This window comes from Musicola paradisiaca NCPPB 2511 (assembly GCF_000400505.1).
GTDB classification, from domain to species: Bacteria; Pseudomonadota; Gammaproteobacteria; order Enterobacterales; family Enterobacteriaceae; genus Musicola; species Musicola paradisiaca.
This window is the reverse complement of sequence record NZ_CM001857.1, coordinates 72,600-88,192: the sequence shown is the minus strand read 5'-3', so window position 1 is coordinate 88,192 and position 15,593 is coordinate 72,600. Positions and strand designations below refer to the sequence as shown.

Below are 15,593 nucleotides of genomic sequence, written 5' to 3'. Positions count from 1 at the left end.
CGATGACAGGCAGACAATCAGGGTGAACAGCAACGTCGATAATTTTCCGCCCACCGTTTCGCAGAATGCGGCAACCGGCGCGTGCCAACGTCAGGTACGACATCAGGGCAGCCTCGAATACGCGCAGCCGGATTGGCTGGCGGAAGAAGTGCCGGTGGCGCTGGTTTATAACGGGATCTCCCATGTCGTGATGATGGCGACCCCCAAGGATCTGGAGCCCTTCGCGCTGGGGTTCTCACTGTCGGAAGGCATCATCGAGTCGCCGCGAGAAATCTACGGTATGGACATCGTCCCCGTATGCAACGGTATCGAAGTACAGATAGAACTCTCCTCCCGCCGCTTCGCCGGCCTGAAACAACGCCGTCGGGCAATGGACGGGCGAACCGGCTGCGGCGTCTGCGGCGTCGAACAACTGGCGGAAATCGGTAAACCGATCTCGCCGCTGCCTTTTACCCAGACCTTTTCGCTTTCCCATTTGGAAAATGCGTTGCACGCGCTCAAAAATGTACAGCAGGCAGGGCAACTCACCGGCGCAACCCACGCCGCCGCCTGGATCGCGCCGGATGGGCAATTGCAAGGGGGCTGCGAAGACGTGGGCCGCCATGTGGCGCTGGATAAACTGCTTGGCCTGCGCGCCGGCCAGCCCTGGCAGCAAGGCGCAGTGCTGGTTTCCAGCCGCGCCAGCTATGAGATGGTGCAAAAATCCGCTATGTGCGGCGTTGAAATTCTCTTCGCCGTCTCGGCGGCGACATCGCTGGCGGTGGATGTCGCTCAACGCTGTAATCTGACGCTGGTCGGTTTCTGCCGTCCCGGTCGCGCCACGGTGTATACGCATCCGCAACGGCTGCGGGCTTAGACCGATTTGTTGTTAGGTTGACGGCTGTTGGCATAAGCATTTGCATCCAAGGGCTAAAAGAGCATAAGGCGCTGGCCGCAACCTCGAATAATCATTTTCAATATCATTTAATTAACTATAATGAACCTAATGCTTACGCGGCGCTAACAAGCTTGCGCCGAACAACGGTCATTCCGCATTACAACATAATGGAGATGCTAAACATGAGTTATTCACTGCCATCCCTGCCATACGCTTACGACGCTCTTGAGCCGCATTTCGACAAGCAGACGATGGAAATTCACCACACCAAACATCACCAGGCTTATGTCAACAATGCCAACGCCGCGCTGGAATCCCTGCCGGAATTCGCCAGCCTGTCCGCTGAAGAGCTGATCACTAAACTGGATCAACTGCCAGCCGATAAAAAAGGCCCTCTGCGCAACAACGCCGGCGGTCATGCCAACCACAGCCTGTTCTGGAAAGGCCTGAAACTGGGCACCACGCTGGAAGGCGAGCTGAAAGCTGCCATCGAACGCGATTTCGGCAGTGTTGACGCCTTCAAGGAAAAATTCGAGCAGGCCGCTGCTACCCGCTTCGGTTCTGGTTGGGCCTGGCTGGTACTGAAAGCTGACGGCAAACTGGCCGTGGTGTCCACCGCCAATCAGGACAGCCCGCTGATGGGTGAAGCAATTTCCGGCGCGTCCGGCTACCCGCTGGTCGCCCTGGATGTCTGGGAACACGCCTACTACCTGAAATACCAGAACCGTCGCCCGGATTACATCAAAGCCTTCTGGAGCGTCGTCAACTGGGACGAAGCTGCCAAGCGCTTTGCTGAAGCCACAAAATAATCACTTCACGCTGATTATCACGTTAGCGTAATACCTCAGGCCCGGAATAACTGCCGTTATGCCGGGTCTTTCTTATTTTATTCACCGCATAACCGATACAAAAACCCTGTAAGCTTGCCATCGTTGAGCGCATTAATTTCTGACGCTATCCCGGCTTATGGATGAGAGCATTCAGCACCAATCCTACGCGGATACATAAAATTAGTGCGGATAAGACTCGCCAAATAACATCACGGACTATTGAGTATTATTAATATCTTTTGGGTTGGCGGAGATCCGGCTATACCTTGAATAATTCAAGCGGCAGGACAACCGGCTGGCGTGTTGAACGACGTCAGACATTGGCTTTTCAGGATAAGGGTCATTGAGCGCCTTGTAATACGGCAAGTGGGAACATCCCGATGATCTGACTGCGGTAAGTGATTCGGGTGAGCGACAAATCTGCCGAAAGCAGATTTGAACGCAGCAACGGCGGCCCCCAAAGGGCCAACCCCAGAGATGGTCGAGTTACCAAGCCAACTTACCTGCCACTTGACGTATGACGAGTCTATCAGCCCTCTCTCAATGAACGCGGCATACGTGGAAGAAAAACATGGCTATAAATTTTGAGAACATCAAGGTTAGCAAAAAGTTAGGGTTCGGTTTTGCACTGGTACTGTTGCTGACCGTTGTCATTGCAGGCGTCAGTGTGCGCTATATCGAAATACTGAAAGGGCGTTTTGAAAAAGTTATTTTCAGTAATCAAATCAGTGATGAGGTTAATCAGGCACGTTATTATCGTGCGCTTTATAGCGCCAATTACAGTCCTGATAGCATGAAGGAAAACACCACACATATTGATAATGTTATTAAATTAATATCGTCCATTCAGACAAAATCCTGGCGGTCGGATTATGACGGAAAATTGGGAAATATCAGTAAACTGATCGACCAATATAAAGAAAAACAGAAAAACTACCTTGATGCCGTCGCTAAAAAAGACGATGTCAGAAAGAGCTGGAACCTGTCGGGTGCCGACAAGCCCGTCAAAGAACTGGAACAACAGATCAACGCATCGGGCGATCTCTCCCAACAACTGCAACTGACAACACTAAATCAAAAACTGGTTACTGTTCGCTATCTGGTGCGCGGCTTACTGTTGTCATTGAATAGTGACGCTGAAAAACCATTGCTGGCGGCACTGGATGACGCACGCAGCAGCACCGATCAGTTTGTGAAAATCCTGTCGCCGGAACAGCAGGCGATTCTCGCACCGGTGGTATCCACGTTATCAACGTACAAAACACGGGTGCAGGCTTATCTTCCCGCTTATCAGGAAGAGATGAATCAAGGCAACCAACTTGGCGCCGTTGCGGAACAACTGATGTCAGAGGTGGATAAGCTCGTCACCGAAGAAACGACATCCACCCAGCAGGATATCGCCAACGCTGAATGGCAGATAGCCATCACGTCGATAATCACACTACTGCTAGGCGTCCTGGTAGCTTGGTATATCTCCCGCCAGATAACTCACCCGCTGAACCAAACGGTCAATATCGCCGAACGTATCGCAACAGGCGATCTGACCGTTACGGTGGAAACCCAACGCCGCGATGAGCTGGGTATGCTGCTCGGCGCTATGGCAAAAATGAAAGCCAATCTGCACAACATGATCGACGATATTCGTATGGGAGTGACCCAAATCACTACCGCCGCCAGCGAAATCGTCACCGGCAACAATGACCTCGCCGCACGAACGGAAGCGCAGGCCGCTGCGGTAGAAGAAACCGCCGCCAGCATGGAGCAACTGACCGCGACCGTGAAACAAAACGCCGACAACGCGCATCACGCCAATAAACTGGTGCTGGATGCCACGCAGACGGCGCAATCAGGCGGGAAACTGGTGGAAAACGTGGTGCAGACCATGTCCGAAATCGAAGGCAGCTCCAAACGCATTGCAGAAATTACATCGGTGATAAACGGCATCGCGTTCCAGACCAACATTCTGGCGCTCAACGCCGCCGTAGAAGCGGCGCGCGCCGGTGAACAGGGCCGTGGATTCGCCGTAGTCGCTAACGAAGTCCGCAATCTGGCGCAGCGCAGTTCGCAGGCGGCCAAAGAAATTGAAGGGCTGATCTCTACGTCGGTGGAACAGGTTTCCCACGGTGCGCAACTGGTGCACAAGGCAGGAAAAACCATGAATGACATCGTTTCGGCGGTCACGCATGTCCACGACATCATGGGGGAAATCACCATGGCCTCCGACGAACAGAGCCGTGGCATCGCCCAGGTCAATCAGGCGATAGTGGGCATGGACAGTTCCACGCAACAGAACGCCGCACTGGTACAGGAATCCTCGGCGGCGGCCAATTCACTCGAAGATCAGGCGGTGTTGCTGTCGAATGCCGTTTCTGTATTCCGCCTCTCTTCGGGACGGGAATTGGGGCCGGCAACCCATGGCCTTCCGTTTGCCGGCAGCCCGCGGCAATTGCCCCTCCCGCGCTGACGTTTCCAGCGGTGCGCTGCATCGCGCCAACCGTTAAAAATGCCATAAAAAACGGCGTGAGGAGCTCCCCTCACGCCGTTATCACTGCCGCAAACCTGTCGTTATCGGGCAAATGTCAGCAACGACTGAGATTTCAACTGCGTGAACAGCTTCTGTTGCTGCCCCGTCAACTCGGTCAGCATATTGTTGTACTGGTCAACCTGCTGCTGGGTACGAAACTGCACGTTGGCGCCGTTAAAAATGGCCTGATTGCCCTGTGCCTGCAGATAATCGCCGATTTGCACCAACATCTGGGCAAACGCAACGCTGGCTGGCCCGACGGTTATCATCGCATTGGCGGGCTGAACCACAATGCGGCCATAAATCTTGTCAAACACCGGTTGCAGATCTTCCGTCTGTTTCAATGCACGACGGGCATTCTCCGCCTGCGCTTTGGCGTTCTGCACCTGCTGATTCACCAGGTTAAGCGCGCTGACCGTCTGGCGCACGCTATCGCGCTGGTTGATGTAATCCTGCGGAACATGGATACGCGACACTTCGTCCAGCATCGGCGTCAGACTATCAGCCAGCACCTGATTCAACTGCTGATTGAATGACGTCAACACCGCGTAATCCTGGGTATAGCGGCCAAAACTCTGTTTCTGCGGTTCGGAAAGCTCCGGCAGTTGCCGCCCTTCCTGCGGCAACCCTTGCAGAAACGCAATAAACGCCTGACGCTGCTCCTTGTCCTTGTCGCCACAGGCAGACAGTTGCAATGCCATAAAAAACATCATTACTGGCAACAGCCAGCGTGAACGGATATCCGCCAACATCTCTGATACTCCTGTTGTATTTCACCGCCGCTCACGACGGCAGATTTCACCAGTACATCATGTCCAACCACCGGGCTATGCAGAACGCATCACACGGGATGGAAAACGCCTATCAGGCAGTGGTTCGCTATTCTACGCTCTATTTCCCCGAGGCCATGTAAAAAATAGCCGGCATATTCATCATGCGCCGTCGTAAAAACCCGGTACGCCATGTCACTGGGGCTGGCGGCATATGCAACAGTGCGGACACCTCATCAATACAGGGACGTCTGGCGGGGATGCGAACCACTTAAGATGACGGCATCAGGCAAAGCGGCCGACATTGCGGAACCGATAAAAAGGAAGATCCCTGTCGTCGCGCCGGTGACGAGAGCCAACCGGACACAGCACCGCCAGCCCGGCGGCAGGGTTAGGTCGGGCTGGCGGCGAAGGGGAAAGACTACGCGGACGGTAAGCCCGCCCGTGGTTAGCGGCGGGCAGGAAACCGGCGTTACTCCTTGGTAGCGCCGGCCATCAACCCGTTCATGAAGTAGCGTTGCAGCGCCAGAAAGATCGCCAGCATCGGCAAGACCGCCATGGCGGACATCGCCAGCAGGCGCGGCCAGTTGATATCAAACTGGCCGACATTGCTGGCCAGCGCCAGTTGTACCGTCCACTGGCTCTGATCGCTGATCACCAAGAACGGCCACAAGAAATCGTTCCACCGCCAGACGAAGGTGAACGCCGCCAGCGTGGCGATGGCCGGCAGCGACAGCGGCACCACGATGCGCCACAGAATCCGCCACTCGCTGGTGCCTTCCAGACGCGCCGCCTCCAGCAGGCTGTCGGGAATGTTCTTGATGTACTGACGCATCAGGAATACCCCGGTGGGCGTGGCCGCCGGCGCGATAATCACCCCCCACAGCGTATTGAGCAGGTGCAAATCGCGCAGCAGCAGGAAAATCGGGATCAGGATAATCTGCAGCGGGATCATCAACGCGCACATGATGATCATGAACACCAGCGTATCGCCGCGAAACCGGAACTTCGCCAGCGCGTAGCCCGCCATGACGCTGATCGACACAGACAGCAGCGACGAGAGGATGGAAACGAAAAAGGAGTTGCCGAGCGTATGCACAAAATTGGTGTTGGCGAACACATCGACAAAGTTTTCCAGCGTGATGTGTTCCGGCCACAGGGACGGCGGCCAGGCAAAAATCTCATCGACCGATTTCAGCGCGTTGGAAAAAATCCAGATCGGCGGCAACAGGAAAAACAGCAGCATAAAACCGATGACTATCCAGCGCGTCAGCAGAGATGAACCCTTCATTTAAAACTCCTCGACAGACGAAGTTGGATAACGGAGAGCGCAAACAGGATCACGAACAGCACCACCGATTGCGCCGCCGCAACCCCTGCGGTGGCCGGTTGCATAAACGCATTCTCATAAATGGTCTGGATCAAATAGACGGTGGCGCGCCCCGGCCCGCCGCCCGTAAGTGACAGCACCAGTTCATACACTTTAAAAGCTTCAATCGACGACAACACCACCACCACCACTACACTCGGCTGCAACAGCGGCAGAGTAATGCGCCAGAAGGTGCGCCAACGGCTGGTACCGTCGATACGCGAGGCTTCATACAAATCTTCCGGAATGGCCGTCAACCCGGCCAACAGAATCATCATATTGAAGCCCGCGCTGGCCCACACCCAGACAATCACCACGGCAATCTGCGCCATGGTTTCCTGTTGTAGCCAGGGTACCGGGCTGATATCGATCAGGCTCAGTACGTAGTTGATCAATCCGGAGTTATAACCAAACAGCCATTTCCACATGATGCCGATGGTCAGCAAGCTTATCATCGACGGGAAAAAGACGATGGTGCGCGCCAACCCGAACCCCCGCATCTGCGGCGCCAGCAACAGCGCCATCACCAGAGCGATCGTCAGATTGAGCGGTACCGCAAACACCACAAACACCACCGTCCGCAGCAGGACGTGCTGAAATTCGGGATCGGTAAAGACCTGAATAAAGTTGTCGATGCCGACGAATTTGGGGTGCGTGCTGGCGACCTGCGGCAACACCACCACGCCGCGCTGAAACACCGACATCCAGAACCCTTGCAGCAGCGGATAGAAGGTGAACAGCAACAACAACCCAAACGACGGCAATATCAACAAATAAGGCCAGAACTTCCTGATACGACTGTTAAACGATCCCGAACTCTGCGACATACCCGCCAGACTGGCCTGCTCCGGATTCATCACTTTCATTGCGATGCCCCTAATCCATCCTGTGCCGCCTTCATGATTTTCTCGATGGCCTGCTCCGGCGTGATCTGATGAGTTACCGCCTGCATTACCGCATCCTTCATCGGCGCCCAGACGAACTGCATCGCTTCATTGGCCTGATCCGCCGCCGCATAAGCCGGGCTTTCCACCAGTTCATGCTGCATCAACGCCATCGCCTGGCTGATTTTCGGATCCTCATATTTCACCGGCTCGTCGGACAACGTGGCCGGGATCATGCCGATCGGTACCGAAAGACGTTTCAGGACATCCGGCGAAGTCAGCCATTTGACCACACGGGTAGACTCATCCAGATGTTGACTGGTGTTGAACGCGACCACATATTCGCCGCCGTAAACGCTGGATTTGACGGTGCCTCGCGGCGTATAACCGGCACGCCAGTCAAACTTGGCGCGTTGCGCCAGCGAACTGAGCTGCCAACTGCCGGTCATCCAGGCCACCGCCTGCCCGCCGATAAACAGCTCTTTCGGGTTATCCGCGCTGGAGCCGGACCACTGACCGCGCGGCATATACTCATCGGCGATCTTGACGAAGCCGGCCAGCGTATCGGCGGCTTTCTGCTTATCCATCACCACCTTGTAAGGCGGTTCGGTGGAAAAGACATGGTTGCCATAGTGGTATTCATGGATGATCCAGCGGCTGGCCGACACATCCCACACCAAGGGATAACGCACATGCGCTTTCTGCGCGACTTCCTTGATCTTCGGCAGGAACTCTTCCCAGGTCCAACCCTGCTGCACATCCGGCAGCGCGACGCCCGCTTTCTTGAACGCATCGGCATTGAGCAGCAACCCGGTGGCGGTGACATACAGCGGAGCGGCTATCGCTTTATCGCCCAGCCTGGCGCCGTCCGCCCACCCTTTGATGTAGTGATTCAGGTAGTCCTTGCCGAAGTATTGATTGAAGTCCACCAGGTAAGGGCGAATCACCGCTTCCATCGACGAGGTTTTGGAAATATCCGGCATCCCGGAACCCGACGCCGCATATTGGCGGAATTTCTGGATCACGTTGTCATACGGCACCAGTTGCAGGTTGAAGGTCGTCTGCGGATGCTGTTGTGTGTATTCATTCAATAACTGCTTGAGCACGGCGGATTCATTCTTATCCGTTTCGTACCACATGATCGTCAACTCGGCGGCCTGCAATGATGAACACGCAAGCGTCATGGCGCCAGCCAGTACTGCGATAACAGCCTTTTTCTTCATGATGTGTTTCCTGATCAATGTTATTGCATCGAACACAGTCAAACTACGCTGTGATTACTGACCGCCGTCAAAGTGATGACGGTACTTCATCACCACCGCGGCGGGCATACTGCTCCACCCTTGTAATAACGATCCCCGACCAAACGGCGGAGAGAAATACTCCACGGCGCCCGCCCATCCCTGTTCCAGGCACGTCATCCACCAGCGGGTCAGCGGGTACTCGCTTCCCGGTATGCCGTATTGCAATAGCGTATCGGCGTATAACCCATCCAGATAAGGCCAGTCGGAACCGTTGTGGTAACGCAAGGTAAAGGCCGACTTGGCGCGCGTATCCTGCCGGCGTTTGAACGGCGGCCAGGCGCACATCACGCCCCAGTCGCCATAGCGTTGTTCGCGGTTATGGCGAGTCTCCAGTTGCGCCTGGATCCGGCGCAGCACAGCGTCGGCGCGCGCGTTATCCACCGCGCCGTAACGCAGCAACGTCAGGCTGTCGAGCGTGAGGTGATCTTCAATGAATTCATCCGGACGGCCGTAATCGGCGTAGTGCCCATTCGGTTGCAAAAGCACGGCGTCGAGATGCCGGGCCGCCTGTGCCGCCAGGCGTTCGCAACGCTCGGCCAGCGCCGGATCGCGCGCCGCCGCCCACTGCGCCACCGCGTTGACGGCGCCAACCCACAAACCGAGATCGTAAGCGACATAGCCGAAGCGATAGACGTTATCCGCCCAGTCACGATCGTTATGCGACGGTTTTTGCGGCAGACCGTTATCGTCAAGAATGAAGCCTTCGTAGCGCGCAATGATGGTGGCGATCTGCGGCCAGTATTGCTCGCAGGGCGAGCTGTCACCCGTGACGCGCACGTAATCGGCAATCGTCAGAATAAAGAACAACGGGCTGTCGAAATGGTCGCTCCACCAGTCCTGCGGGCGGCTGTGGTTTTCCGTCACGGCGGGATTATGCTGACGCGCATCTTCCCAGGCGTCCGACAAACCGGGGCCATTGAGGATCACGCCGCTCGGCGCTTCGCCCGTCGGCTGCAATCCCGCCGCCATCAGGTGGATCTCCTCCAGCACGATCTGCGGCTGCAACGGCAGCAACGCCTGCAGCGTCCAGTAGCCGTCACGGTAGTAGGTGCGCGCCGGGGCGCTGTAGTCCATCCCCGCCGCCAGCCCGGCGAATTTCCCGGCGTGGTCATAACGAATACTGGACAACGCGGCGTGCAGGCTTTGCTGCACCATACTGCGCAACAGAGGCTGCGCCTGCGGCAGTTGGTCGCAGTCATCGATGTAACGCTGCGCCTCCTGCTTGATCTGTTCGGTGCTCAGCGCCAGGCCGCGCCGGGCCTCGGCGTCGTCATTGCCCGCAGCGATCAACACATCCTCGCCGCGCTGTTCGACGATCACCACGCCCCAGGGCAATACCCAGCGTTGTTGTTCGCCTAACCGTTCCCGTGCGGCGCGGCCGCCTTGCCGATCCCACCAGGCGCGTTTTTTCGCCGGATAAAAACGCTGGAATCGCGTCTGCGTCAGCAGCGCCACCGGCTGCGATTGCGCCACATAAAACCCCCGTTCCGCCGTCAACAGGCGGTTAGGTGCAAACAAGCAAGACCCATTCAACGGCGCGACATGGACGCGGCCCAGCGTACCGCTGCCCCACAGCGCCAGTTCCACCATGCCCTGCGCCGCACAGAACGATCCCTGCAGGCGCCGAGCCATGAACGGCAGCCGCGTCACGGCGTCGCCGACGAGCTGGCCATCCGGTTGCGGTTGTAACTTCCACTCAGATGACGATATTGACGTGTTACTGTTCATGCCGGTTCTCCCACATCATGCCAAGACAACGCCGTCAGGCAGGCTTCTCTGGCCAGATGGACGGCGCCGACGACGCCCGCATCGTCCAACAGAGCGCTGCCGGTAAGCCGTACCGGCACCGGGATCAACGCCTCAACCTGCTGGCGAACCCGTTCATGGAACGCCGGCCGCGCGCCGATGCCGCCGCCCAGAATCAGCCATTCGGGGTTCAACAGGCTCACCGCGGAAGCGACACCCAGCGCCGCAATCCGTGCGGTATTCTCCAGTACCGCGAGCGCCTGCGGCTCGCCCTGTTCAGCCTGGCGGAAAATATCGATGACCTCGATATTTCCCCCCTGGTAACGCTGGCGAATCGCGCTGCTGCTGACACGATCTTCAAACACGCCGCCCACGGAAATTCTGGCGTCTTCGTAAGGCGTTGCGCTCAGCGGCAAGAGCGCGATTTCACCCGCCATACCGCTATGCCCGCTGATAATGCCGCCCTGCGCGATAATGCCCATCCCGACGCCGGTGCCGAAGGCGACAAACACCAGCGAATCGCTGCCCTTGCCGTGCCCATAGTGGTATTCCCCCAGCGCCGCCAGATTGACGTCATTCTCGAATACCGTCGGACATGGCTTGCCATCCGCCAGTGACAGCACAGCAGGCAGCCGGGCAGGTAAGCGCAGGTTGGGGGAGAGTTGTACATTGCCTTGTTTATCGATTGAGCCGGGAATGCCGATGGCGATCTGCTTCAGCCGCTGCGACGAAACGCCGGCCTGGCTGAGCAGATCCTCCGCCAGCGACGACATTTGTTGCATCGCGGCTTGTTCATCGCCTTTGCGGGTAGGGTGCGCCGTTTGCGCCAGCACTTCGCCGGCCAGCGTCGCCAACCGGCCTTTGACTTTGGTGCCGCCCAAATCAAAACCTATGACGACGGGCGACTGCGGATGCAATTCGATACCCTGTGGTTTACGTTGGATAATGTCCTGTTTTTCCAGAAATTCCATCAATTGCTGTGCGCTCGCCAACGGAATATCGAGGACGGAAGCCCAGCCGGATATCGGTTCCAACGACAGACGCTCCAGTTGAGAAAGCGCGTTTGCAAGAGTTTTACCAAGTGGCTGAGAGTTCGCCATATCACGTCCTTTTTTCCCAACGTAGATTGCAGCCATAAATAACTGCTATAATTAGTTCATCAACCTTACGAATTAATATCCTTTCCGATCGGAACCGTCAATATGAACCCTGAGTCAAATAATAATTTTCTCTGGAAAGTGAACAGAAACGAGAGCGGGGTAACACTTTTATTGCATAATATGCAGGCATTTCTGGCGATCAGACGACCTGATTCAATACCGTCCCGATACATGATTGAGAAAAAATAAGTGATTGAAATAGAAAATGATGTTCCGGTTCTACGCCAGATATCGGTTCGAGCCGTGATGGAGTACCTGCTTCACGCCGGCCCGGCATCGCGTGCGGCGATGGCAAAGGCAACGAAGCTGTCCAAGCAGACGATGTCCGAAGTTATTTTGATTCTGGAAGAACGGGGGTGGGTACGCCCCTGCGGACTGGAGTCGGGCAAGGTCGGGCGCGCCGCCATGAACTACGAGATCGCCGACGATCTGGCCTATGTGTTGGGCATGGACGTCGGTGCCACCACGATCCGGCTAAGCCTGGTCAACCTGCGCGGCGCCGAAATCACGCATTACGAAACAGAAAACAACAGCCAGGGCGGCATCGATCTGGTCAATCGCTTGTGCCAGTTAAAAAACGACATTCTGGCCCAGCAACAGATCGATGAGAGCAAACTGCACAGCGTCAGCGTGGCGATCCCCGGCGTGATCAACCAGAAAACCGGCGCGCTGGACATGGCGCCCAACCTGAAAAACATGAGCGGATTCGCGCTGCGGGACACCATGCAGCAGGCTTTCGGCTGCGAAGTGCTGATTGAAAACGACGTGAATGCCGCCGCAATCGGCGAATACTGGCGGGGCTGCGGGCAGGACGACCACTCACTGGCGTTTATTTCACTGGGTACCGGGATCGGTCTGGGCCTGATACTGGAAGGGATTCTACTGCGTGGCGCGATGGGCGCCGCCGGCGAGATCTCCTATCTGCCGCTGGGCGGAGATGCCTACACGCCGGAAAGCCTGCGTCAGGGGACGCTGGAGTCGGTGCTGGGCGCCGCCGGTATTAGCCAGCGCTATCATTTCGCCGGCGGAGCGGCGAACACGCCGGTGCGGGACATACTGAACCGCTACGCGGACAAAGAGCCTGCCGCCATCGTGACCATCGAAGAGACGGCCCGCACCGCAGCCTTGCTGGTGCTGTCGGTGTCACTGATGTTCGACCCGGAAAGCATCATCATTGGCGGCAATATCGGTATCCGTCCGGAGCTGACCGAACGCATTCGCTATTACCTGAGTAACTGTTCTCCCCACCCTATCCTGCTGAAATCCAGCACCCTGGGTTCGCAGTCCGTACTGACGGGCGCAGTGGCTATTTCATTGAATAAATTACACAATCTTCTTTTTGGTTTACCGGATCTGTCCCGCAAGATCCCATTGCCTAAAAACCTCTGAGCGCCTGCCTACAGCCCTCTCGCGAGCGAGACCGGGGAAAGACGGGAACCCCCCGTTCCCTTCACCCCGCCGCTCGCGCTGCCAGACTGACCAACAAGCACGATCCGCCAACCCACTCTGGCTTTCCGGGCCACTCAACGACCGGTGGCTCTGCCGCAGCGATAAGAAAAAAATATCATAACTCGCTAAATTATAAGTATTTTTATACATTCTTGTTGAAGGTCACATTTTTTTAATTATTTAGTTCGACATATTGACGAACTAAATAAAGCTCCGTCATGATGTCACCCGCTAAGGTAATCGATAGCGTTATCTATCGGTTACTGCGTCTCTCAACTCTGAGCGGTGGACGGAAAGATCTGATGGCACAACTGACACTGAAAAATATCACTAAATCATTTGGTAATACGCAAATCATCAAGGGCGTCGACCTCGATGTTAAAGATGGTGAGTTTGTGGTTTTCGTCGGTCCTTCCGGCTGCGGGAAATCAACGCTGCTCAGGCTGATCGCCGGTCTTGAGGACTGCACCTCCGGCACTATCGCCATCGGCGGTAGCGATGTAACGCAGGTATCGCCGAGCGATCGCGGCATCGCGATGGTATTCCAGTCTTATGCCCTCTACCCGCATATGACCGTAGCGCAGAACCTGTCGTTCGGCCTGGAAAATACCGCCATGTCCAAGGCCGATATCCAGACTCGGGTGCAGGAAGCCGCCAGAATGTTGCAGATAGAACCCTATCTGGCCAGAAAGCCGCGTGCGCTTTCCGGCGGTCAGCGCCAGCGCGTCGCCATCGGCCGTGCCATTGTGCGTAACCCCAGTGTTTTCCTGTTCGATGAACCGTTATCCAATCTCGATGCCGCCCTGCGGGTGGATACCCGTTCGGAAATCATCAAACTGCACAAGCGGCTGAAAAGCACCATCGTTTACGTCACCCACGATCAGATTGAAGCAATGACGATGGCGGATCGCATCGCCATCCTTAACGGCGGCATGGTGGAACAGTTCGATAAACCGCTGGTGCTTTTTCATCATCCCAGAAATCGTTTCGTCGCCGGTTTTATCGGTTCGCCGAAAATGAATTTCTACACCGGGGTCATTGCAGAATTGCAGGGCGATCACGCACAGATCGCGATTGAAGGGTTCCCACCGCTCACTCTGACAGTCAATCCGCAGTTAGCGCAGCCCGGCATGGAAATTGAGCTGGGCATCCGACCCAGCCACTTCCTATTACATACGGCGGATGAAAACACACTGCCGTTCCGCGTGGACTACGCCGAGATGATCGGTACAGAAACCTATATGTACGGGCACATTGAAGGCAACAACAGCAAAACGACGCTGCACCTGCCGGACAACCTCAATGTCGCCGAAGGGGACTTGCTCGCACTGGCGCTGCCGGCCGAACGCCTGCACCTGTTCCGGGTCAGCGATGGCCTCTCGTTGGCCGCGCATTAAGCGGCCCGCCTTGCCGGGCCCGCCCCGAATACTGTAGGACACCACTTAACATTTAATGCTATATTTCCCGGCGATTGAAAATCCTGTTTCAATCCGGTGCGGGCCATAATGATCAGAACCGCCGCATCGTATGAATCATAAAAAATGACCCTGAGGATAACGGCATTATGCGTTTGTTATTTATTTGTCCAGACTGGGCGGGGTTGGCAACACCGATCGTGGCGGAAATGAAACGGCAGGGTCACGATGTTATCCATATCGATCATCGCGATTTATCGACATTCCGTTATTTTGACTCATGCCACCGCATTATCGCTAAACTCTATAAAACATTTAGCGGCAAGCACTACAAACGTCAGGCACTCGATCATCAAATCCAGCATGGCCTGCATAATTTTTTTATCGGCCGAGAACCGTTCGACGCCATTATTATGACGGAACCCAAGCTGTTTAATGAACAGCACCTGAACATACTGCGTCAGCATGGAAAAAAGCTGGTCGCCACGCTGTGGGACAGCCTGAGCAAAGCGCCAGACAACGCTTTACATATCAATATGTTCGATCACGTTCTGAGCTATGACAGCCAGGATTGCGCACGCTTTCACTTCACCAAAATCAACAACTATATCGATCCATCCTGGAAAAGCGCGGCGCCCTATCAGGCCTGTGAATATGATGTTTTTTCCATTATGAGTTTTACATCGGAGAGATATAAACAAGCGGTTCAATTTCTCGATAAAAACCCCGAACTCAAATCCAACCTTATTTTCTATATCGATAAACCGGGAAAACGAAAATATATCAAGGACGCGCGGATAAAAGCCTCGGAGCAATTATTCCTGGGCGCGGCGCTGGCGCACGAAATTGATAATGCCAGAGCCATTCTGGATATTGTACAGGGCCAGCAGGCGGGATTATCTTTTCGCGCTTACGAATCCATGGCTTATCAGCGCAAACTGATCACCACCAATCCGCACACGGCCGATTATGATTTTTATAACCCGCACAATGTCTGCATGCTTAATCAGGATGGGTCAGTCCCATTGGATTTCATTCATACCCCTTACCAACCCGTAGCGGAAAATATTTATCGCCAATACACGCTCAGTGCCTGGGTGGAGAAGGTGATGCAGGAAATATCAGGCGGTACATTGCCCCCCACGGCATTGAATTGACGGGCGACCTTCCTCAGCATCAGCATGGCCCGGCAAACCCCGGTTAGCACCCGGCTAATATGCAGCAGGCGGGCGCCTTTTTACCGTGCATCATCAGCACAAGCCGAA

The 15,593-nt window shown here is 55.6% G+C and carries 12 protein-coding genes; 6 read left to right on the top strand and 6 right to left on the bottom strand.

The features are described 5' to 3' along the window. Positions 1-22 precede the first annotated feature (22 nt). From fdhD to DPA2511_RS00380, 3 genes are all read left to right on the top strand, one after another. Positions 23-856 (top strand): formate dehydrogenase accessory sulfurtransferase FdhD, encoded by an 834-nt coding sequence (gene fdhD / locus DPA2511_RS00390; RefSeq protein ID WP_012763715.1) that lies wholly within the window; start codon positions 23-25, stop codon positions 854-856. A gap of 203 nt (positions 857-1,059) precedes the next feature. Further along, positions 1,060-1,686 (top strand): superoxide dismutase [Mn], encoded by a 627-nt coding sequence (gene sodA / locus DPA2511_RS00385; RefSeq protein WP_012763714.1) that lies wholly within the window; start codon positions 1,060-1,062, stop codon positions 1,684-1,686. 592 nt (positions 1,687-2,278) lie between these two features. Continuing rightward, the gene (locus tag DPA2511_RS00380) at positions 2,279-4,171 is read left to right on the top strand and encodes a methyl-accepting chemotaxis protein (protein WP_012763713.1); all 1,893 of its coding nucleotides are present in this window, start codon (positions 2,279-2,281) and stop codon (positions 4,169-4,171) included. Between the two features lie 101 nt (positions 4,172-4,272). Here the strand turns inward: DPA2511_RS00380 and DPA2511_RS00375 are convergent, their stop codons facing one another. From DPA2511_RS00375 to DPA2511_RS00350, 6 genes are all read right to left on the bottom strand, one after another. After that, the gene (locus tag DPA2511_RS00375) at positions 4,273-4,983 is read right to left on the bottom strand and encodes a DUF3053 domain-containing protein (RefSeq protein WP_012763712.1); all 711 of its coding nucleotides are present in this window, start codon (positions 4,981-4,983) and stop codon (positions 4,273-4,275) included. Positions 4,984-5,473: 490 nt separating this feature from the next. Further along, entirely contained in the window at positions 5,474-6,292 is an 819-nt protein-coding gene (locus DPA2511_RS00370; RefSeq protein WP_012763711.1) for a carbohydrate ABC transporter permease, read from the bottom strand. Then, a complete protein-coding gene (locus DPA2511_RS00365) occupies positions 6,289-7,236 on the bottom strand; it encodes a carbohydrate ABC transporter permease (RefSeq protein WP_012763710.1) in 948 nt (315 codons plus the stop codon). Before DPA2511_RS00365 ends, DPA2511_RS00370 begins: the two co-directional genes overlap by 4 nt. Continuing rightward, positions 7,233-8,477 (bottom strand): ABC transporter substrate-binding protein, encoded by a 1,245-nt coding sequence (locus tag DPA2511_RS00360; protein ID WP_012763709.1) that lies wholly within the window; start codon positions 8,475-8,477, stop codon positions 7,233-7,235. The genes DPA2511_RS00365 and DPA2511_RS00360 overlap by 4 nt, the downstream gene beginning before the upstream one ends. A gap of 54 nt (positions 8,478-8,531) precedes the next feature. Beyond that, entirely contained in the window at positions 8,532-10,286 is a 1,755-nt protein-coding gene (locus DPA2511_RS00355; RefSeq protein WP_012763708.1) for a GH116 family glycosyl hydrolase, read from the bottom strand. Then, positions 10,283-11,404 carry an ROK family protein gene (locus tag DPA2511_RS00350; protein ID WP_012763707.1) on the bottom strand — a complete coding sequence of 374 codons (1,122 nt, stop codon included), beginning with the start codon at positions 11,402-11,404 and terminating at the stop codon, positions 10,283-10,285. Before DPA2511_RS00350 ends, DPA2511_RS00355 begins: the two co-directional genes overlap by 4 nt. Before the next feature lie 249 nt (positions 11,405-11,653). Between DPA2511_RS00350 and DPA2511_RS00345 the strand changes: the two genes are divergently transcribed. The 3 genes from DPA2511_RS00345 to DPA2511_RS00335 all read left to right on the top strand — a co-directional run bounded on the left by DPA2511_RS00345 (position 11,654) and on the right by DPA2511_RS00335 (position 15,485). Next, a complete protein-coding gene (locus tag DPA2511_RS00345; protein WP_012763706.1) occupies positions 11,654-12,853 on the top strand; it encodes an ROK family transcriptional regulator in 1,200 nt (399 codons plus the stop codon). Positions 12,854-13,215: 362 nt separating this feature from the next. Further along, positions 13,216-14,310, top strand: coding sequence for an ABC transporter ATP-binding protein (locus DPA2511_RS00340; protein WP_012763705.1), 1,095 nt, complete (start codon positions 13,216-13,218; stop codon positions 14,308-14,310). A 167-nt stretch (positions 14,311-14,477) separates the two neighbouring features. Further along, positions 14,478-15,485: a hypothetical protein gene (locus tag DPA2511_RS00335; protein ID WP_012763704.1), complete on the top strand. Its 1,008-nt coding sequence runs from the start codon at positions 14,478-14,480 to the stop codon at positions 15,483-15,485. Positions 15,486-15,593 lie beyond the last annotated feature (108 nt).

Coding starts and splice junctions, on each gene's coding strand:
- sodA (WP_012763714.1), top strand. CDS start 1,060: ATGAGTTATTCACTGCCATCCCTGCCATACGCTTACGACGCTCTTGAG.
- DPA2511_RS00380 (WP_012763713.1), top strand. CDS start 2,279: ATGGCTATAAATTTTGAGAACATCAAGGTTAGCAAAAAGTTAGGGTTC.
- DPA2511_RS00375 (WP_012763712.1), bottom strand. CDS start 4,983: ATGTTGGCGGATATCCGTTCACGCTGGCTGTTGCCAGTAATGATGTTT.
- DPA2511_RS00370 (WP_012763711.1), bottom strand. CDS start 6,292: ATGAAGGGTTCATCTCTGCTGACGCGCTGGATAGTCATCGGTTTTATG.
- DPA2511_RS00365 (WP_012763710.1), bottom strand. CDS start 7,236: ATGAAAGTGATGAATCCGGAGCAGGCCAGTCTGGCGGGTATGTCGCAG.
- DPA2511_RS00360 (WP_012763709.1), bottom strand. CDS start 8,477: ATGAAGAAAAAGGCTGTTATCGCAGTACTGGCTGGCGCCATGACGCTT.
- DPA2511_RS00355 (WP_012763708.1), bottom strand. CDS start 10,286: ATGAACAGTAACACGTCAATATCGTCATCTGAGTGGAAGTTACAACCG.
- DPA2511_RS00350 (WP_012763707.1), bottom strand. CDS start 11,404: ATGGCGAACTCTCAGCCACTTGGTAAAACTCTTGCAAACGCGCTTTCT.
- DPA2511_RS00340 (WP_012763705.1), top strand. CDS start 13,216: ATGGCACAACTGACACTGAAAAATATCACTAAATCATTTGGTAATACG.
- DPA2511_RS00335 (WP_012763704.1), top strand. CDS start 14,478: ATGCGTTTGTTATTTATTTGTCCAGACTGGGCGGGGTTGGCAACACCG.